General features: G+C 40.2%; 13 protein-coding genes. 10 read left to right on the top strand and 3 right to left on the bottom strand.

The genetic code is table 11. The annotated features are described in order from the left end of the window. Nucleotides 1–12: 12 nt before the first annotated feature. Nucleotides 13–8,730 carry a glycoside hydrolase family 94 protein gene (locus AAEY62_RS02630; protein ID WP_350634562.1) on the bottom strand — a complete coding sequence of 2,906 codons (8,718 nt, stop codon included), beginning with the start codon at nucleotides 8,728–8,730 and terminating at the stop codon, nucleotides 13–15. A 749-nt stretch (nucleotides 8,731–9,479) separates the two neighbouring features. On the opposite strand from AAEY62_RS02630, the gene AAEY62_RS02635 reads away from it, so the two are divergent. Next, nucleotides 9,480–10,217, top strand: coding sequence for a Crp/Fnr family transcriptional regulator (locus tag AAEY62_RS02635; protein ID WP_010552594.1), 738 nt, complete (start codon nucleotides 9,480–9,482; stop codon nucleotides 10,215–10,217). A 140-nt stretch (nucleotides 10,218–10,357) separates the two neighbouring features. On the opposite strand, the gene AAEY62_RS02640 is transcribed toward AAEY62_RS02635, so the two are convergent. Then, the gene (locus tag AAEY62_RS02640; protein ID WP_024590348.1) at nucleotides 10,358–10,549 is read right to left on the bottom strand and encodes a DUF2934 domain-containing protein; all 192 of its coding nucleotides are present in this window, start codon (nucleotides 10,547–10,549) and stop codon (nucleotides 10,358–10,360) included. Between the two features lie 540 nt (nucleotides 10,550–11,089). On the opposite strand from AAEY62_RS02640, the gene AAEY62_RS02645 reads away from it, so the two are divergent. Further along, entirely contained in the window at nucleotides 11,090–11,815 is a 726-nt protein-coding gene (locus AAEY62_RS02645; RefSeq protein ID WP_024590347.1) for an HAD family hydrolase, read from the top strand. A 194-nt stretch (nucleotides 11,816–12,009) separates the two neighbouring features. On the opposite strand, the gene AAEY62_RS02650 is transcribed toward AAEY62_RS02645, so the two are convergent. Next, on the bottom strand, nucleotides 12,010–12,825 hold the full coding sequence (locus AAEY62_RS02650; protein ID WP_101163438.1) for a PRC-barrel domain-containing protein: 816 nt from the start codon (nucleotides 12,823–12,825) through the stop codon (nucleotides 12,010–12,012). 666 nt (nucleotides 12,826–13,491) lie between these two features. On the opposite strand from AAEY62_RS02650, the gene corA reads away from it, so the two are divergent. The 8 genes from corA (at nucleotide 13,492) to AAEY62_RS02690 (ending at nucleotide 20,654) form a co-directional block, all read left to right on the top strand. Then, on the top strand, nucleotides 13,492–14,589 hold the full coding sequence (gene corA, locus AAEY62_RS02655) for a magnesium/cobalt transporter CorA (protein WP_350634563.1): 1,098 nt from the start codon (nucleotides 13,492–13,494) through the stop codon (nucleotides 14,587–14,589). 180 nt (nucleotides 14,590–14,769) lie between these two features. Then, complete coding sequence (locus AAEY62_RS02660; RefSeq protein WP_008168384.1) at nucleotides 14,770–15,009, top strand: SHOCT domain-containing protein; 240 nt, start codon at nucleotides 14,770–14,772, stop codon at nucleotides 15,007–15,009. A 70-nt stretch (nucleotides 15,010–15,079) separates the two neighbouring features. Then, nucleotides 15,080–17,464, top strand: coding sequence for a phosphoketolase family protein (locus AAEY62_RS02665; RefSeq protein ID WP_197111280.1), 2,385 nt, complete (start codon nucleotides 15,080–15,082; stop codon nucleotides 17,462–17,464). Further along, on the top strand, nucleotides 17,461–18,918 hold the full coding sequence (gene atpD, locus AAEY62_RS02670; protein WP_290293872.1) for a F0F1 ATP synthase subunit beta: 1,458 nt from the start codon (nucleotides 17,461–17,463) through the stop codon (nucleotides 18,916–18,918). The genes AAEY62_RS02665 and atpD overlap by 4 nt, the downstream gene beginning before the upstream one ends. A 40-nt stretch (nucleotides 18,919–18,958) precedes the next feature. Next, on the top strand, nucleotides 18,959–19,285 hold the full coding sequence (locus tag AAEY62_RS02675) for a F0F1 ATP synthase subunit epsilon (protein WP_350634564.1): 327 nt from the start codon (nucleotides 18,959–18,961) through the stop codon (nucleotides 19,283–19,285). A 20-nt stretch (nucleotides 19,286–19,305) separates the two neighbouring features. Next, nucleotides 19,306–19,659 (top strand): AtpZ/AtpI family protein, encoded by a 354-nt coding sequence (locus AAEY62_RS02680; protein ID WP_024607604.1) that lies wholly within the window; start codon nucleotides 19,306–19,308, stop codon nucleotides 19,657–19,659. Beyond that, a complete protein-coding gene (locus AAEY62_RS02685; RefSeq protein ID WP_010552604.1) occupies nucleotides 19,652–19,981 on the top strand; it encodes an ATP synthase subunit I in 330 nt (109 codons plus the stop codon). The genes AAEY62_RS02680 and AAEY62_RS02685 overlap by 8 nt, the downstream gene beginning before the upstream one ends. Beyond that, complete coding sequence (locus AAEY62_RS02690) at nucleotides 19,965–20,654, top strand: F0F1 ATP synthase subunit A (RefSeq protein ID WP_024590339.1); 690 nt, start codon at nucleotides 19,965–19,967, stop codon at nucleotides 20,652–20,654. Before AAEY62_RS02685 ends, AAEY62_RS02690 begins: the two co-directional genes overlap by 17 nt. Nucleotides 20,655–20,674: the final 20 nt, after the last annotated feature.

Genomic DNA, 20,674 nt, shown 5'->3' on the forward strand with positions numbered 1-20,674 from the left:
TAATTCGTTTGTTTATATTTTACTTGGTTTCAATTTATTAGAAGTCACTGAGTAAACGCTTAGGTGAACTTCATGCTTTTGCTTATCGTTTTCAAGTGGAATATAAGTTGATTCAAGCGCCATACCGTCAAGTATTAGCTCACTTTTATTATGTTTTTCATCCCCTATAATTTGCTCAATTGTAATATGGTAATAGGTGCTCTCAAAGCGATAGTCGATTGAGTAGGTGCTCCAATCCTCTGGAATACACGGTGAAATGGTTAGCTTATTTCCTGTTCGTGTTACACCTAATAAAGATTCTATTATTAGTCGGTATAACCAACCCGCTGATCCGGTATACCAAGTCCAACCGCCTCGTCCAATATGCGGATCAACGGCATAAACATCGGCGGCTACGACATAAGGTTCGCCTTTATAGGTTTCAACTTGTCCGGCGTTTTTAGCATGATTTAATGGATTGATTATATTCATCAATTCCCACGCTCTTTTTTTGTCGCCTTGTTGAGCAAATGCCATGCTTGCCCAAATAGCGGCATGCGTATACTGCCCGCCATTTTCGCGCACGCCCGGGACGTAACCTTTTATATAACCAGGGTTCATTTTTGATTTATCAAAAGGCGGATTGAGTAATTGGATTAATTTATCATCGCTATTGACCAAATGCTGATACAAAGACGACATTGCTTGCGTAGAGCGCTCATTATTAGCTGCACCAGAGAGCACTGACCAACTTTGCGCTATTGAGTCAATAGTGCACTCTGGGCTTTGTGATGAGCCCAGCGCGGTTCCGTCGTCAAACCATGCGCGACGATACCAAGCGCCGTCCCATGCGTGTTTAGCTAGGTTATCTTGTAGTTTTAGTGCTTCATCGTCACAACGAGTAGCAAACTCTATATCGCCATGTAATGCAGCAATAGGTGAAAATTCTTGTAGTATTTTATATAAAAAGAACCCCAGCCAAACGCTTTCGCCTTTGCCGTGTATTCCAACAAGGCTCATACCGTCATTCCAATCCCCTGAGCCCATTAACGGTAAACCTTTTTCTCCAAAGTGTAAACCATGCTCAATTGCCAAGACGCAATGCTGGTAAAGGCTCGACCTTGCTGCACTCACAGAAGGTAAGTCGTAATAGGATTCTTCGTCGTCTTTAAGGGGGCGACCTTCAATAAAGGGCATTAGCTCATCTAAAATAGTTATGTCATCAGTGCCTTTAATGTAACGACACGTAGCTAATGGTAGCCATAAATAATCGTCTGAACAGCGTGTTCTTACACCGCGCCCTGATGGTGGATGCCACCAATGTTGCACATCACCTTCGCTATACTGACGTGTGGCGCAGTACAGTATGTGATCCCTTAGTAATGAAGGCGAAGCATGTATTAATGCCATGGCATCTTGTAACTGATCGCGAAAGCCAAACGCGCCACCACTTTGATAAAACCCACTGCGAGCCCAAAAACGACATGCTAAAGTTTGGTACACAAGCCAGCCATTTGCTAATACATTCAATGCAGGGTCGGGGGTATTAACCTGCACACTGCCGAGTGTTTGCTGCCAAAAATCAGTGACTTTTTCGAGTGCAATACGTGCTGTACCGGGTTTTCTGAGTTTCAAAGCAAGCGTACTTGCTTGCTCTTTATTTTGCGCAGCACCGAGCCTAAAAATAATTGTGCGCTCTTGTTCACTTTGCAGTTCAAAAGGGACTTGAATTGCACCGCACGGATCGAGTGCCGCTCCTAAGTTGCCAGATAAATGAGTACGAGTCATTGCCTGGGGGTCGTGTAATGTTTTATTGCGACCAATAAACTCGCTACGGTCTCCTGTTAGTGTTCGTGACATATCATCAACGTCAAAAAAAGCAACTCTGCCACCAAACTCTGAGTTATAGGCATTAGAGGCAACCAATGCACCGCTCTTAGCATCAATTTCTGTTACAAGGTGTAGCGCTGTTTTAGAACGAAGATCGCCAAGTACCCATTCAACATAACCTGTTGCACTTAGGCGCCTGGTAGTTAATGAGTTGTTTTTAATTTTTAATACCGAGTATTTTACGGCGTCGAGTGTATCTACATACACACAAAGAGAGGATTCGATGCCGGTTTCACTGTGCTCAAAGGTACTATAACCAAAGCCATGGCGGGTTATATAGGGATTAGCCCCACGTTTTGGCATCGCACAAGGTGACCAAAATTTACCTGTATCTTCATCACGTAAATAAAAGGCTTCGCCACCAGATGAGCCTGTAGTGTCTGCACTCCACGGCGTTAAACGAAACTCATGGGCGTTTTCGCTCCACGTATAAGCAAAACCATTTTCGTCAATAACGCTGCCAAAATGTGCGTTTGCTAGCACATTAACCCAAGGCAGAGGAGTTGGATTCGCTTCGGTGGTGGTAATAATATATTCGCGACCATCTTCACTAAACCCACCCAGTCCATTATTTAAAAGTAAGTTCTCTTGAGTATTGCCAAGCGCTTGATTGATTTTGGGATGTAATGCTTGAGTTGGGATTAATCCCTTTACGTTTTTCTCTGCAAGCGTTCGACGGTTTACTTGCTCTGCCAATGTGCCACTTTGATCAATAATAATCCGCGAAACGGCTTGTAACAGTATGCGGTCTTCATTCGAAATTTGCTCTGCTGAGCGAACGAATATCCCGCCAGGGCGATCAATATAATGAGACTCAGTACCCGTTGCGATTAGCCCCATAATTTGGTCTTGCAAACCTTGTCGGTAACCAACTTGTTCTTCATTCCAAATGACTAAATCAGCGACAAGCCCTTTTAAGCGCCAATATGCATGGCATTGAATAAGTTGGCGGGCAATTTCAATATTATTACCGCTGGCTACTTTTAATAATATGATAGGTAAGTCGCCAGAAATTGAGTAGCCCCATAGTCCAGATTGTCCTCGACGATTTTGTATTAATACAGATGCGTTAGCCCGAAGAGTTGCATTGGCATACAAAATATACCCAGCCAGCTGCCGGTAGAGTTGAGCATCTGCTTCATTGGCGTTAATTTGGCGTAAGGTCACATCGCTATGAGTCCATGCTAAATCAAGTGCTCGATCGGTAATGTGATGATCTTGATATTTAGCAATTAGCGCAAGGCAAGCCTGTCTACTTTGTGCCATACCCGTTATTACATCGAGTGTTACTACACTGCCAGCAAGTAAAGCCACAGGGGCACGAATAGCAACAATAGGATCAAGCACTGACCCTTGTTTAGAACCAAGTTCGCCCATTTCTAGCATTGCTTGTGGTGAAACCAAAGAGCGACCTCTACCAATAAATTGCATGCGATCAGTTGTACAAGACAGGGTTCCGACTTTTGTTGTGCTGCTATTGTCGCGTGTTGAAAGTAAATGAAACATCCAAGGTGTTTTTTCATCAGCAGAGCGTGCACGACGAGTACATAAAATAGCATTGCCACATGGAAGTATTTCAGTTTGTACAAACAAATTACTAAATGACGGTTGCATAAGGTCGGCTGCAGGATTTGCCATTACAACTTCTGCATAAGTGGTTATATCAATTGTACGGGTATCGGGTGAGTGATTACTTAAGCGTATACGACGAAGTTCAATATCGTCCTCCGGAGAGACAACGATTTCAGTGTAAGTTTCTATATGCTGATCGCTTCGGCGAAACTCAGCGCGACCTTCAGAAAATGATGCGCTATACGACTGGGCTGGTTTTAGCGTTGGCTGGTGGGCTGCCGACCAAAAGTCGCCTGTGGCTGTATCTCTAACGTAGACAAATGTTCCCCAATTGTCGCAAGTAGGATCCTCACGCCACCGTGTAACGGCTAAGTCGGTCCAGCGGCTGTAGCCACCTCCTGCATTTGTAAGCATTACATGGTAACGACCATTTGAAAGTAGCTGTACTTGGGGTGTTGAGGTAATGGCTGGAATAGGTGGATTAACCTTTATTTTTGCATGTTCAAATAAAGCCCCGCTCTCTGCGTATTGGTCTATATGAGGTTGGAATATAGATGTTTTAGGCACGCGCTCTTGTAGTAATAGCAAAGCTGATTGCAGTAAAGGGTCTGATTCAAAGCGTTTTTGCATAGGCTGGTCAAGTAAATGATATGCCAATGCAAGTAAGCTCATACCTTGATGGTGAGCCATAAAGGAGCGAATGACTGCGCTTTTTTGATCTCTGGATAAACGGGCAGGGGTGTAATCTATTGCCTCATACAATCCGTAATGTCCCTCAAGTCCACTATCAGCTAACAGTTGAAGATTTTCGCACGCGGCTTGTGGGTTAACCATTAATGCCAATGCAGACGCGTAGGGAGCGATGACGAGGTCTTCTGATAAGCCTCGTTTTAGCCCTAAACCCGGTACGCCAAAGGCATGATATTGAAAATTAAGAGAAGCATCTACCGTATTGTATGCTGACTCAGATATGCCCCACGGTACGTTTTGTCTTTTTCCATAATCAATTTGTCGGGTAACCGCTGCACGGCAAGTTTGTTCGAGCAATGTACCGTCGTAGCTAGGCATAACTAACATGGGCATAAGATACTCAAACATAGAGCCACTCCACGACACCAGCACCGGCTCGGCGCCAGCGCTGGTTAGTAGACGACTTAGAGCGAACCAGGTTTGCTGTGGCAATTTACCTTGTGCTATAGCAATAAAACTGGCTAAACGTGCTTCAGATGCCAGTAAATCGTAAAAACTGGTGTCACGTCGATGCTCATCTACGTTATAACCAATAGCCAATAAATGGCGAGACTCATCATATAAAAATGCATATTCCATTTGTGCAAATTCAATTGCTCTGTTGGCTAATTTGTCACATTGCGAAATGCAATCTTTGGCAAGCTGTGTACTGGCTAAAGTATGAATACGTAATGAAGAAAGCCACTGAGTTTCGTCGGATGGTAATACCGATGATAAAAGCGCATCAATTGCGTTAATAGTGTCGGGGCAACGTTTAACTAATTGCTGCATTGTCAAAATATTAGAATCAAGAAATTGCAGTTTTAAGCTAACTGGCGGATTAGTTAGTTTGAGCCATGGCGAAAATAAATAGAGTTCGTTTAGGGTACGCTGGCATTGCCTGTGTAAGTCTTGAGTCCATACTTTATACTCTTGCGACTTTGTATCTAAATCATTAGCAGCGTCTTGCTTTATATTCTCTAACAATATTCGCGCATTATTATTGAGTGTAATTAAGTGCTGTTCAACGTCATATAGATTTGTAGGCGCAGTGATACGAACAGCGTTAAGTATTGAGCTCATGGCATTAATAGCGGTATCGATAATATTGTTTTTATTTTGCTCTGAGTCTAATTGCAATGTTTTAAACAAGTTTGCCACAATAGCCAAAGTGATACTTATGCCTTCAAACATTTGTGGGTGAACAATAGGTTTAGAAGGGAGTTCTTTTAATGCTATTTGTAAAGTTAAAAGGTGACCGGCTAAGTTACCGCTATCTACTGATGAAATATAGCGCGGTGGCAAAGGTTGCAATGTTTGTGTGTCGTACCAGTTATAAAAATGCCCTTCGTGGCGCTCGAGTTTATCGAGTGTATTAAAGCAATCTTGCGTGCGTTGAATTAAATCACTTTGTACAATAAAACCAAAATCATAGGCGCTAACGTTAGCCAGTAAAGACAGACCAATATTAGTAGGCGATGTACGGTGCGCAATAACAGGACCGGCTTCCTCTTGATAGTTATCGGGAATTAACCAATGATCGTCTGCAGTGTTAAAGTGGTCGAAAAAAGCCCATGTTTTACGGGCAATAGTTTGTAAAAATAATTGTTGCTTGTCGCTCAGTGGCGCTAAATTATCGAGTTTAGGCTCACTAAACCACCATGTTATAGCCGGTGATAAAAGCCATAATAAAAGTAGAGGAAATACAGCTAATATATTTGTAAAAGTTAAGTGTAAAGGGGCAAAGTAAAGTAGCGAAGCGATTAAAGTAATCGCAATAAATGGCGCAGTCCACATAGTGTAATAACTATTTATTAAGGCATTTACTACATGATTAGACTTATGATCTGTGACATGCCACTCTAATAAACGACGTTGAGTAAACAGCATTCGACCCGCACTACGTAATATTGCGGTTAAGTTAAACACAGCCTCAAAAGGTAAACATGCTAAACGAAAACCGATTTGAATAAGCTGACGAACAAAGCACTGTAAAACATCATGCAAATGGTGGGACATCAGCATTTCTGCGGGTTTGCGCATCGACGAAATTAGCGCGCTCAGCAATGGCGGTAATAAATAAATAGCACTTATGGCAAGGGTCCATTTCAATGGATTAGCTGCTGTAAACCAACCTACAGTAAGTAATAAAAAGATTGCGAATGGTTCGATACTTCGACGTAAATTATCAAGAATTTTCCAACGTGATAAAGGTGACAAAGGATTTTGACATTTATCGCTTCGAGTGTTTAAAACACGAGGAAGTAACCAGCGCACAATTTGCCAATCTCCTCTGATCCAGCGCTCACGCCGACACATATCAGTGTTGTAACGTGTAGGGTATTCTTCGTACAAGTGCACATCACTAATCAACCCTGAGCGAGCATAGCAACCTTCGAGTAAATCATGGCTGAGTATTTGGTTTTGTGGTAAACGGTTACCAAGTGTTTGTTCAAATGCATCTATATCGTATATACCTTTACCGATAAATGAGCCTTGTGAAAAGAGGTCTTGGTATACATCGGATATTGAACGCGTATATGGGTCGATACCCGGTTCTTCACCAAATAATTGCGAGTAACGAGAAGGGTTATGTCCCGATAGACTTGCTGCCATACGTGGTTGTAAAATGCCGTAGCCGCCTACAATACATTGTCTTTTTTCATCAAATCTTGGTTGATTTAAAGGGTGCGCCATGGTCGCAACTAACTGACGGGCACAATCTCGTGGAAGTTGTGTATCGGTATCTAAAGTAATGACATATTTAACTTTTTGTATATCGTTAATATCACCGACGATAAGTTCAAATGCATGTTCTATTGGGTTTCGAAGCAGTGCGTTTAGATCTGATAATTTTCCGCGTTTACGTTCAAACCCCATCCAAATTTGCTCTTTTGGATTCCAGGTTCGTGGGCGATGCAGTAAAAAAAAGCGACTTTCTTGCTGTAAAAGAGAAGGCTCTGCATATTTGGCATTAAGGTTTTCTATACCAAGGCGTACTTGCGATAACAACGCTTCGTCTGTGGGGAGTGTTTGTTGCTCTGCATCAGTAAAGTCGGTCAGTAGAGCAAAGTGTATATGTTGATCGCGATTACCTAAAAATCTAACTTCGAGTACTTCTAATAACTGCTCAATACTTATAGAGCTGGTAAGCATTGTGGGGATTACTACGAATGTTTTATTTTGCGCTGATAACCCTTTTGAATAGTCCATTCTGGGTAATCGTTGTGGATCGACTAGCAAGGTAACTATCCAGTTTACAAGTGCTGAGGCTAATTGACTTGCTCCGAATAAAGTTAAAATTATTAAAAGAATAAACTGCCAGTGAGGTATGTTATTAGGAACGACCATAGCCATAAAAGAGGCACTAATTAGGGCTGTTAAGGATATAATTGCCCCTAAATAAAGTACTAATGTTATACGCTTGGCTTGCGAAAATAACGTTTTCAAAATAGGCGTTTTTACTGTTATGCGCTGCTTTAATTGCGTAATACCTTTATCAATTAAATAGTAGCCTACATGGTTAGGCGCAAGCGTTGTGTTTGATATTGTTTGGGCTTGATCAGCCTGCTGGGCTAATTTTATTGCTTTTTTAGCTATATCGACTTCTGAAAATGAGCTTCGCTTAGCGAGTTGATCTATGATTTTTCTGTAACTATCTCGCGTGATAAAGTCCATATAACCATACACACCCTCTATATCTTGGCGCAAAATGTGTTCTACAGCGCTATGATCTTCTACAAAATCCGCCCAGTTCATCGCGGTCAACCAGCGTAAGCTACTAATGTTATTGCTAATTGAGACTTGATCAGCGGCTTGTTGCTGATTCTCTTTTTGTATTAGTTGCTCTATGGTTAAACTCGAATCAGCTAGTTGTTGTTCAATCCAAGTAAGGGGAAGTGCTAATGCCGAACCATGCCCTTGTAATAAACGAGTTAGCTCTGCTACAAAAGCGCTTTCCATAGGAGGCTTTGAGCGTGCCATGTCGGCAATAACTAAAATTAAACTATTAGGGTCTTGCTCAGCAATTTCTAACATTTGATTAGCCCACTGTTGGGCTAGATTTAGGTGCTGGCGTGCGATTATGATACGTGTACTTACGCGTTGTAGGTTTTCAATTAAGGCTAACCTTAGCATAATTGGAATGGCCCAGAGCTCACCAAGGTTAAGCGTTGTTACGGTTTGATACGCGGCTAAAAATTGCGCTAGAATTTCGCTATCTACACGCCCGTCGCCATGGGAAATTACATTTAACGCAATATCATAAACTCGCGGCATACCTAAAGAGGCACCTTGCTCTAAACGTGGCAGTTCCTGACTATAGTGCTTAGGTAAATGAAGCCGAGCGGTACGAATTTGCTCTTCAATAAGATAAAAATTATCGAGTAACCACTCACCAGAGGGCACTATAGGCTGCTTTGCTTTAACGGCAATGGTTAATAAACTATTGGCTTTAATCAGTATTTTTTCGTTTTCGTCTAGGCGCTCAAGTAGCTGATCTTGAGTGTTTTTAGCATCTAAAATATGACTTTTTGCTAGTGATTTTGCATGTTTTTCCATTTGTTCAGCACTTAAGAGCTCTGATCGAATGGGGATTTGTTCTTTTGGGGGAGCTGATTTAAGCCAAGGGAAAAACGGCGAAAGGATGTTGATAAGCTTATTTTTATTCATCGTGGTAAATACTTGAGACTAAACGTCGTAGTGAAAATATTGACGGTTAAATTTATCACTGGATTTAAAAAAAGATGTTTTAAATTATTTTGGTTATTAGAGGTGAGCAAGTAATCATTAAAAATATTCATAAAGTTTATCTTATTGTTGAATACATACATCAACATATAACAAGCTTCGTTAAGGGTCGGTTCGTCAACACACATAGTCTAATAGTAGAGTTAGATTTTGTGTTTTATAACAGTGAGTTGTCGCCATGTTATGGTGTGGATTATCTTTAAATTTCATCAACTATTATGTATATATATCAACTAAAGGCAGATAAATTTAGACTATGTGTGTTAGCGTACATATTCGCCTTGTTATATTGAGTATTTTATTATTTCAGTGAAGTACAGCTGGGAGTGTCGGCTTATATTTAAAGTGAATAAGCATTTAAAGGCACCTTAAAATTCTTTAATAAAAATAGGACGATTTTTATTATCAAAAAACAACGACCTTTCATTTTTAGCGCCTAATAACTGTATAAACAAATCCGAGTTTATTATTAAAACATCCTGACTTACATGCTTTCAAAGCCATTACTTTTAGGTTTTATTAGTTATTAGTTGGGCATATAAAAAGGAAATTCACACTCGATGGGTCAATTGAAGAACACACTGCTTAATGCTTTATCTACTGACGCACAACACCGCATGTTTCCGCTTTTAAAGCGAGTCAATTTATCCCTTGGAGAAGTTATTTATGAAACAAGTGAAAAGCTCGATTACGTTTATTTTCCAATAGATAGTATTGTTTCATTATTGTATGTGATGATTGATGGCTCATCTGCTGAAATATCAGTTATCGGTAATGAAGGGGTTGTAGGTATAGCTGTATTTATGGGGGGAGAAAGCACCCCCAACCGAGCTATTGTGCAAAGTGCTGGTACCGCTTATCGCTTACCCGCTTGTGAGTTACGCAGGCAATTTAATAGCGAGCCTGATATGCGTATGCTCATGTTACGTTACACGCAATCATTGATTACCCAAACAGCGCAAACCGCAGTTTGTAATCGTCATCATAGTATAGTGCAACAACTAAGCCGCTGGCTTTTACTATCGATTGACCGTTTACCGAGTAACAATTTAATAATGACTCAAGAGCTAATAGCAAATATGTTAGGCGTAAGACGTGAGGGAGTAACTGAGGCCGCTGGTAAACTACAAAAGCTGGGTATTATCACTTATAAACGTGGTCATATTAGTGTGATAGACCGACCTCAATTAGAGTCTCAGTCTTGCGAGTGCTATGAGGTTGTAAAAAGAGAAACAGACAGGTTGGAGTCTTATATGGAAAAAAAACCTAACGTTAGAAAACTATCCATTATCAGTTAATATATTTTGGTATCTAATAAGTTTATTTACATAAAAATGAAATCCGGTAATAGCTTCAAAACAGCCCAGCAAGTTGCTCATTGAGCCTGGGCTTTAAAATTTGTGTATGTTCTGCTGTTAGTGGGCTTTTTACATTTAACCTACTTTGGTAGTTGTCCGTCTACTTCCTTTTCAGCTTCAAGCCAATCATTTAAGTGATTGTCACCGGTAAAGTCACGATCACTCGCTAATGAGTAAGCTTTAGCTTCAATCATGTCATGTCGGCTGAGACCTTCTTTATTCAAATTAGGTTTAGTTTTTGATACTGAATTACTTGAGATGTTATTACTCATGTGATTATTCCTAAAATATTACTCGATAAAATAAAAAACTTAATACCAAATTAAAACATTGAGTGTAGTTACATTATTCTCAATCTTAAGTGGAATGTAAGCTCGATTTATCATAGTAATACCAATGTGCAATAATACTTGATCAATTTGAGGGCATAAACCTGACGCTAACTGTGTTAAAAATTTCTGATAAAGAACAACTAAATAACGAAATTTTTGCCTTGTTATCGACACGGTTTTCTTACCTCAAAATAGCTCACTTAATTAAGCAAATTGGTATAAAAGCAGTACTACGTATAGCTTAAAAGACTATTCTACAATTTGTATGACCGCTTTATCCTAATGGCTTTGCAATTTTGAGTCTGTGCCACAGCGAACATAAATCACCCATTATCTGTATTTATAGTAATTTTGAGAAGGTAACGAGCGTTGAATATATGAGCTTTAATAATCATTGTTTGGCGCGATACCGTACAGAGTCAATATTAATAAACTCATATAATAAAATATAAAGTACTTAAATTATTTTAAGGACAGCGCGTGCAAACAGTTCCCGATATCGTATTTTTACTAGATGTTGATAATACATTGCTCGATAGCGATACTATTTTAAGCCATTTGAAAGATTTTTTAGAAGGTGAATTTGGTTGTGAAAATAGTGACCATTACTGGTCTATTTTTGAAAAACTTCGTAAAGAACTCGGTTATGCCGACTATTTGGGCGCACTACAGTGTTATCGAATGGAACATTCTGATGATCCGAGACTGCATCTGATTTCTTCTTTTTTAATTAATTATCCATATAAAGAAAGGCTTTACCCTAACGCACTTGCTGTGATTGAACATTTACAACAATTTGGCCCCACCGTTATTTTGTCTGATGGCGATATTGTATTACAACCACTTAAAATTTTACGCTCCGGTTTATGGGATGCAGTGGAGGGAAGGGTGTTGATATATGTTCACAAAGAGCAAATGCTTGCAGCAATAAAAGAGCAGTACCCCGCTAAACATTATGTAATGGTAGATGATAAGTTACGTATTTTAGCTGCTATGAAAGCGCAGTGGAAAAATGATTTAACAACTATATTTCCACGTCAAGGACATTATGCCCACGATATTAAGCAGCTACTTACCTATCGAAAGGCGGATACGAGTATTGATAGTATAAGTGATTTACTCAACTACGGTTTTTCTTATAAAGTGGATTTAATTGAATACAATTTAAATTCAAATAAAAAATTGTTTTATATTGATGTGTATTGATGTGTATTGATGTGTATTGATGTGTATTGCTCTTATCTTATTTGAATTTTACCTGGGTTTTACAAATAGCATTTTGAGGAAACGTTTTTAAGTATAAAAGCAAATATCGTCCTTGAATATTTGCTTGGTAAGAGTGTTATAAAAGGCAGATTAAGACACGCTTGTTTTGGAATTTGTGCCTGTTTTAACTTTGTTTATTTTACTGTTTTAGCAATTTTCTCCCAATATGCAGCAAGTTCATAGTGATGAAAAACAGCTGCTTCAAAGTCCTGAGTTATCTCTTTATTTGACTCATATACCGGCGCATCTTTTATCGCTTTACGAACTAAATCAGTTGAAATTGAGTTGTCGAGCCATTGCACTTCGTAAATCCATGCTGACGGGATAAGTGCTTGATGTCCTCCCCACCAATTGCTCGTCTCAACAATTAGGTAACGAACCGCCCATGTATTTTCTTCAACTAAAAATCCTGATACATGGCCAATGTCTCCGTCTTTAGCGTGTATGTTATAGCCAATAATAGCTTTGCAACTACGAAGATTAGGATCCCCTTTTTGATCATGCTGACTTTTTATACTTTTATGAATTAGATTTGCGCTGCGGGCACCTTCGACACTATGTTCAAAAATGTCATTGCCAGGATATAAGGAGTAGGGATATATCCCGCTTCCCCAAAAATTAGTACCGATCCAGTAATACGGGTATCCATAGTAGTTTAGGTAATCCATTTCATGTTGTCGTGAAACGGGTTTATTAGTATCAATACCAGGACTATTTTTAACTTGGTCTTTACTGATTAAAACAGGGAAAATCTTTTCATCCCAATTTGGGTTTTGCACCGCAATAGGGGAAATTAAAACTTTGCGACTCGATAGCCACGTGCCTGTTTCTACAACAAAATAACGTATCACCCATGCTAGGTCATCAAACAAAAAATCTTTTTCTTTGCCTACAATACCGTCACTAGCAGCGATTGCACAACCTTCTAAGTCTTTCATACTACGTAACATAATAACGATCCTTTTTAGTGGGTTATTTGCATTTGTAATGCATTATTTTTGCAGTTTTTAACGCGCTTTTGCTTATCAAGTGCTTTCTTCTTATTTAGGGCACGTTTATCTTTTGAGGTTAAACATGCGCAGCCCTTTGGGTTAATTCTAGAGCGTGAGCTGGATGCGGAAGCTTTGCTCGGTTTTTACCGAGCCCGCTAGGTTGCAAACCTTGCGCCGCGATTAAATAGCCCCTAGATAGAACAAATTTCTATCTTAAAAGGTCAACAGACCCTAATGCTTATCTATAAAAAACCATGCTTTTATAAGCTGTAAAGTACAAACGATAAGTAGATTAATATTTCCAGTTTCGGCTTTTGAAAAACAAAGGTCTGTGCGCTGACGAACAAGCAATGTTATTTTTCATTGATTTTTAGGTAGCGCTATAACAAGAATAATTAGAACGTGCGAAGTGTATTTTTAAAACTGGCATTATATTTGAGTGTTAGCGCACGGACTCTATGCTTATTTTTGAGTAGCGTGGCTTTGTGACTGACTTTTATTCGCGCTGTAAGTGTTGAGAATACTCACTTTATTCAGCTAACTTTAAATAAAGTAATCGAGCATATAATGTTAATACATAATAAAAAGAGAAAGTTGGGTGCTCCAGCATTGGGGCTATATAATGTGCGCAAGTCGAGAAAACATAAATATAACACTATTTCTGGGCCGTCACCCAAAGTTGAATACGTTGCTGGTGTTTTAGCGCCAACAAGATCAAACAATGCTGTTATACGTTATATAGATTATTCAGCTAGCCGTATAGAAGCCAAAGAGGTTAGTGATATTGATGAGTTTTTAAAAACTCCTCAACCCGAGTGGGCAACAGTGAGGTGGATCCGCGTGAGTAATACAGACTCTTATATTGTTGGTTTACTTCAACATCATTTCGCATTTCATACGCTCACCGCAGAAGATATTTTACATGTACCTCAGCGACCTCGTATCGAATTTTTTGACGATCATTTATTTGTTGTATTAAGCATGTTGAAGCTAGAGACGCATGAGCCCAATAATACAATCCTTGATATTGAGCAAGTTAGCTTACTTTTATATGACAATGTTTTACTGAGTTTTCAAGAAAAACCAGGAGACGTGTGGCAATCCGTTCGCGGTCGTTTGCATACAGAAAATCGTCGTATTCGCAAAAATGGTACTGGTTATTTACTTTATGCATTACTTGATGAACTGGTTGATAAATGTTTTCCGGTACTTGAACAATATGGCGATATCCTTGAGGAACTTGAAGTAACAACACTTGAAAATCCAACTCCCCACGTACTGCATCATATCCATAGTATTAAACGAGAATTGGCATTATTAAGAAGAATTGTTTGGCCTATGCGAGAGGTTATCGACCATTTGTATCGCGAGGAAGGAGGCAGAATAGGTGACTCTACGCGCCCTTACCTTAGAGATGTGTATGAGCATAATATTCAAATTGTTGAAATTATTGAGTCATACCGTGAAATGGTAAGCGGTTTAAGTGAGCTATACATGTCAGCTATTTCAAATCGTATGAATGAAATTATGAAAGTGCTTACTATTATATCTTCTGTTTTTATACCGTTAACATTTATAGCTGGGATTTATGGAATGAACTTTAAATACATGCCAGAGCTAAACTGGACTTGGGCATATCCCGTTTTGTGGTGTGTTTTTATTTTGATAACGGCAGCAATGATATTTATTTTTTGGCGTAAAGGTTGGCTTAATAGAAATTAACTTTAATAGAAACAAAATTTAATAGAAACAGCAAGTAAATGCTCAATAAAACAACTACTTATGATTAACAATAATAAATGCGTACGCTAGCGAACAGAACCAATAATATCACTCACTTACACTCATTGTATTAATTGGGGTGTAAGTGTTTTGCGCTCCATATTTTAAGTGGAGATTAAAATGGGTCATGAATTTTGGAGTGAGTGGTACTCAGGTTGGGGTTGGTTTTTATGGTTTGGTATGTGGTTATTGCTCATATCGAGTTTAAGCCATTGGGGTTATAGCTACCGAACCCATAGACGCTATGGGTTAGAGTCTAATAAAACAGCAATTGATATTCTTAATGAAAGATACGCCAGCGGCGATATTGACAAAAAAGAATTCGAGCAAAAAAAACAGGACATAACTACCACTGCGTAGTTAGTGCGCTGGCTAATCCTCGCCATGCTCTTATATAGGGCATGGCTTAAGCATTTTTGGATGCGACAAGATGGAAACCCTGCATATGATTCTTCCTTCATTAACATCAAAAGAATTAGAGTTAATTGACGCATATTGGCGTGCCACGAATTACCTGTCGGTAGGTCAAATTTATTTATGCGATAACCCACTTTTAGAGCGCCCACTGATACTAAGTGATATTAAAAATATGTTGCTTGGGCACTGGGGAACAACACCCGGGCAAAATTTTATTTATGCGCATTTAAATCGCGTTATTAAAATACACGATCTAAATATGATTTATGTATCTGGCCCAGGGCATGGCGGGCAAGCTATGGTTGCTAATACTTATCTTGAGGGGACCTACAGTGAAATTTACCCTGATATAAGCCAAGATAAAGCAGGTATGCAAAAACTGTTTTTGCAGTTTTCGTTTCCCGGTGGCATTCCTAGTCATGTGTCGCCCGAGTGTCCGGGCTCGATTCATGAAGGTGGCGAGCTGGGCTATTCTTTGAGTCATTCGTTTGGAGCTGTATTTGATAATCCAGACTTAATAGTTGCTTGTGTGGTGGGTGATGGTGAGGCAGAAACAGGGCCTATTGCAACTGCATGGCATTCTAATAAGTTTCTTAATCCTATCAGTGACGGTGCTGTTCTCCCTATATTGCATTTGAATGGGTATAAAATTGCCAATCCTACCGTTTTAGCGCGTATTACCCGTGAAGAATTAGAGCAATTAATGTTTGGTTATGGCTGGAGCCCTATTTTTGTTGAAGGACATGAGCCTGAGCTAATGCATCAGGCTATGGCTAAAGCACTTGATGTCGCAATACATCAAATAAAAAAAATAAAAAAAGATGCTCTCGATAATAACGATCCAACTCGTCCACGTTGGCCAATGATTATCCTCATTTCACCTAAAGGGTGGACGGGTCCAAAGCTCGTAGATGGTTTTCAGATAGAGGGAACATCGCGTGCGCATCAGGTTCCTATTTCTAGCCCATCAGCTCATCCAGATCATTTGCAATTATTAGAAAGCTGGCTGCGTAGCTATCATCCAGAAACACTTTTCGATTCACAAGGGCGTTTATTACCAGAGCTTGCTGAATTGGCCCCAACGGGAAATCGCCGTATGGGGGCAAATCCTCATGCGAATGGTGGGTTGCTGCTAGAAGATTTACATATGCCTGATTTTCGCGATTATGCATGCGAAGTAATCTCTCCCGGTATACGCGGAATTGGTGATACCAGAGTTTTAGGTCCATTTTTGAGAGATATAGTTGAGCTTAATGACGAGCAACGTAATTTTAGAGTATTTGGACCCGACGAAACAGTATCCAATGGTTTAGGTGCACTGTTAGAGGTAACCGATAGACAGTGGAATGCAGCAACCCATAGCAACGATGAGCAGCTTTCGCCTAGTGGCAGAGTAATGGAAATGCTGAGTGAACATCAATGCGAAGGTTGGCTTGAAGGATATTTATTAACCGGCCGCCATGGTTTGTTTAATAGTTATGAAGCGTTTATTCATATTATTGACTCGATGTTTAATCAACATGCTAAATGGTTAAAAGTGGCGGCAGGTTTACCATGGCGTAAAAAAATCGCTTCACTTAATTATTTACTGGCATCGCATGTATGGCGACAAGATCACAACGGTTTTACCCATCAAGATCCGGGTTTTATCGATCATGTTATTAATAAAAAAGCTGAAATTGTGCGCGTTTATTTACCGCCTGATGCTAACTGCTTGCTGTCGGTAATGGATCATTGTTTGCGAAGTCGTCATTACGTTAATGTAGTTATTGCAGGCAAGCATCCTGCGCCGCAATGGTTAGATATGGTGGCAGCTGTTAAACATTGCGAGGCAGGGATTGGCATTTGGCAATGGGCGGGTAATAGCGTAGATGCAACACCTGATGTGGTGATGGCTTGTTGTGGTGATGTGCCTACATTGGAAACGATGGCAGCCGTTATGATTTTACTCGAGCATTTTAGTAATCTTAGAATCCGGGTTGTTAACGTGGTTGATTTGATGCGTTTACAGCCTAATACCGAACATCCTCACGGGTTAATCGCAGAGGATTTTGACACTCTGTTTACTATTAATAAGCCGGTTATTTTTGCATTTCATGGCTACCCAACGCTTATTCATAGGCTTACGTACAAGCGTAATAATCATCATAATATTCATGTTCGCGGGTATAAAGAAGAAGGCACTATTACAACTGCTTTTGATATGACGGTATTAAACGAGATTGATCGTTTTCATTTAGTGTTAGACACACTGGAACGCCTGCCAAACTTGGGTACAAAAAGAGACGCACTAAAAAAACAGCTTGAAGAAAAGCTTGTTGAGCATAAAAAATATATTAATAAGCATGGGCAAGATCTCCCTGAAATTCGTAATTGGCAGTGGCAGGCGCATCAATGAATTTTGTAGCTCAATCCACGATTAGTAAATTTGAAAATCTCGGTACAATTACCGCTATACGCGGCAGCGTAATTGACGTGCGTTTTGACAAGAAGCTACCTGCGATTAATTCAATGCTTAGTGCTGGCGAAAATAAACAGTGTATTTTTGAAGTGCTAGAGCAGCGCAATGAGCATCATGTAAGAGCAATTGCGCTCACGCCTACACAAGGACTTGCGCGTGGCATGGAAGTTGTTGACAGTGGTGGACCGTTACTTACCCCTGTAGGTAAAGGAACCTTATCGAGAATGTTTGATGTGTTTGGTAACACGCTTGATGGCGGTGGTGAGCTTAAAGATGTTCAGTGGCGCTCTGTACATAATAAGCCAGTGCCATTAACCGAACGGTCAACCCAATCAGAGATTTTTGAAACCGGTATAAAAGTAATTGATGTGCTGGTGCCGTTAGAACGTGGTGGCAAAGCGGGATTGTTTGGCGGTGCAGGTGTTGGCAAAACAGTGTTATTGACTGAAATGATTCACAATATGGTGGGCAAGCACAAAGGTGTTAGCCTATTTTGTGGCATAGGTGAGCGCTGCCGTGAAGGCGAAGAGCTTTATCGCGAAATGAAAGACGCGGGCGTTTTGCCAAACATGGCGATGATTTTTGGGCAAATGAACGAGCCACCTGGGAGTCGTTTTAGGGTGGGGCATGCAGCTTTAACTATGGCTGAGTATTTTCGTGATGATGAGCAGCGAGATGTGCTGTTGCTAATCGACAATATATTTCGTTTTATTCAGGCAGGCTCTGAGGTATCGGGCTTAATGGGGCAAATGCCTTCAAGGCTTGGTTATCAGCCTACTATGGGCACTGAGCTTGCTGGGTTAGAAGAGCGAATTGCCAATACACAAAATGGTGCTATTACTTCTATTCAAGCGGTGTATGTACCTGCCGATGATTTTACCGATCCGGCCGCAGTTCATACATTTTCGCATTTATCGGCTTCTATTGTGCTCTCTCGTAAACGCGCAAGCGAAGGATTATTTCCGGCTATAGATCCCCTGCAATCTAATTCAAAAATGGCGAGCCCCGGGGTTGTGGGAGAGCGCCACTACTTACTTGCACAAAAGGTACGTAGCACCTTAGCGCAATACAATGAACTCAAAGATATTATTGCTATGTTAGGGCTTGAACAGTTATCAGTTGAGGACCGCAACATTGTTGGACGCGCAAGGCGTTTAGAGCGTTTTCTTACTCAGCCATTTTTTACAACAGAGCAATTTACTAGTTATAAAGGCAAACTTGTTAGCCTTGATGATGCGCTAGATGGGTGTGAACGCATTTTAAATGATGAATTTAAAAACGTGCCAGAGAGTGCACTTTATATGATAGGTGCCATAAGTGAGGTCAAAATAAAATCCACAGTAAATAATAATGAGGATACAAGCGGTGCCGCAAACTCAGATACACCTTAAATTATTGCTGCCATATGAGATATTTTTCGACAGGCATGATGTGACTCATGTTGTTGCCGAAACAAGCGAAGGATCGTACGGATTTTTACCCAATCGCCTTGACTGTGTTGCGCCACTAACCCCAGGTATTTTGACATTTAATTGCGAAAAAGACGGTGAGATATTTGTAGCCGTAGATGAGGGCGTATTAATTAAAACAGGAAACACTGTGCTGGTATCGGTGCGAAGTGCCATATTAGGTACTGATCTGGCAACACTTCGCAGCGCTGTAGATAAAGAGTTTTTGGTACTCAATGAACAAGCACAACAAGTAAGAACAGTGATGGCTAAATTAGAAAGTAGCTTTTTAAATCGTTTTCGACTTTAACCACTAAAAGCTATTTATTTATGACAAACAAAAAAGACGACCTAGGTTCAAAAGACTCACAAAGCAGTTCATCAACACTTGCAGAACAAGTAGAAATAAAAGCCCAGCGTAAGCTAAAAGCAAGGCTTAACTCTCATCAAAAAATATGGTTTGGTTTAGGAATGATGGGCCTTATTGGTTGGTCGGTTGCAGTGCCTACCATACTTGGTGCAAGTTTAGGTGTGTATATCGACTCGCATTATGCCACTGAGCGGTCATGGACATTGGCTTTATTGGTTGCGGGTTTGGCGCTTGGGTGCTTTAACGCGTGGCACTGGATGAGCAAAGAAGACAGCGCGATACATCAAGAGCAAAAGGATGACGAAGATGCATGAGCTAGTCGGCGTATTAATTATTGTTAGTGTAGGTCTAATGCTTGGTGCCTTATTTTTTGGTGGCCTGTGGTGGACGGTGCAAAAAAGTATGGTATCGACTCACCCAGCGCTATGGGTTGTGCTGAGTTTATTTATACGTATGGGAATTACTTTAAGTGGCTTTTATAGTGTGATGACGAGTGACTTATTATCAAGATCTTGGTTGCAATTACCACTGTGTTTATTTAGCTTTTTGATAGCCCGTTTTATTACCACTTATGTTACCCGTACTGCATCAACCTCTCATTTAGCAAAGGTGACACATCATGCACCTGAGTCCTGATACGGTTATTTATTGGCAAAATGGTTTTTTAAAACTCAATGCAACCATCGTTTTCACTTGGGTTTTAATGTTGGTTTTGGTGATTAGTTCGATATTGATAACCCGTAAGCTTTCAACCACGTTGAAGCGTTCTCGTTGGCAAAATTTTTTAGAAATTATAGTAACGGGGATCACACAACAAATTGAAGACGTAGGCTTGAATGACGCTAAAAAATACCTTGGTTTTTTAGGCACACTGTTTTTATTTTTAGTAACCGCGAGCATGTTCACCATTGCTCCGGGTTATGAGCCACCCACGGCGTCGTTATCGACTACAGCAGCACTGGCGCTCACTGTATTTATTGCAGTGCCTTTATTTGGTATCAGTGAACAAGGGCTTGGCAATTACTTAAAATCTTATATGGCTCCTACTTTTATTATGTTGCCATTTAATATTATTAGCGAATTATCACGGACACTTGCTCTGGCTGTGCGGTTATTTGGCAACATGATGAGCGGGGCAATGATCATTGGCATTTTGTTAACCATTACACCCTTTATATTCCCAATCGTAATGACGGCACTGGGTTTGCTTACAGGCTTAGTACAGGCTTATATTTTTACTATTTTAGCCGCCGTTTATATTGCTGCGGCTACGCGCTCAGTAAAACCAGCCAAACAACGAGTTAATTAATCACGTATTTCTACACATCA

Origin of the sequence: Pseudoalteromonas sp. GW168-MNA-CIBAN-0100 (genome assembly GCF_040309225.1) — a bacterium.
GTDB lineage: Bacteria > Pseudomonadota > Gammaproteobacteria > Enterobacterales > Alteromonadaceae > Pseudoalteromonas > Pseudoalteromonas arctica.

Bases quoted from the DNA above. Each gene is read 5' to 3' on its own strand.
- AAEY62_RS02630 (WP_350634562.1), bottom strand. From the start codon at position 8,730: ATGGAAAAACATGCAAAATCACTAGCAAAAAGTCATATTTTAGATGCT.
- AAEY62_RS02635 (WP_010552594.1), top strand. From the start codon at position 9,480: ATGGGTCAATTGAAGAACACACTGCTTAATGCTTTATCTACTGACGCA.
- AAEY62_RS02640 (WP_024590348.1), bottom strand. From the start codon at position 10,549: ATGAGTAATAACATCTCAAGTAATTCAGTATCAAAAACTAAACCTAAT.
- AAEY62_RS02650 (WP_101163438.1), bottom strand. From the start codon at position 12,825: ATGTTACGTAGTATGAAAGACTTAGAAGGTTGTGCAATCGCTGCTAGT.
- AAEY62_RS02660 (WP_008168384.1), top strand. From the start codon at position 14,770: ATGGGTCATGAATTTTGGAGTGAGTGGTACTCAGGTTGGGGTTGGTTT.
- AAEY62_RS02665 (WP_197111280.1), top strand. From the start codon at position 15,080: ATGGAAACCCTGCATATGATTCTTCCTTCATTAACATCAAAAGAATTA.
- atpD (WP_290293872.1), top strand. From the start codon at position 17,461: ATGAATTTTGTAGCTCAATCCACGATTAGTAAATTTGAAAATCTCGGT.
- AAEY62_RS02680 (WP_024607604.1), top strand. From the start codon at position 19,306: ATGACAAACAAAAAAGACGACCTAGGTTCAAAAGACTCACAAAGCAGT.
- AAEY62_RS02685 (WP_010552604.1), top strand. From the start codon at position 19,652: ATGCATGAGCTAGTCGGCGTATTAATTATTGTTAGTGTAGGTCTAATG.
- AAEY62_RS02690 (WP_024590339.1), top strand. From the start codon at position 19,965: ATGCACCTGAGTCCTGATACGGTTATTTATTGGCAAAATGGTTTTTTA.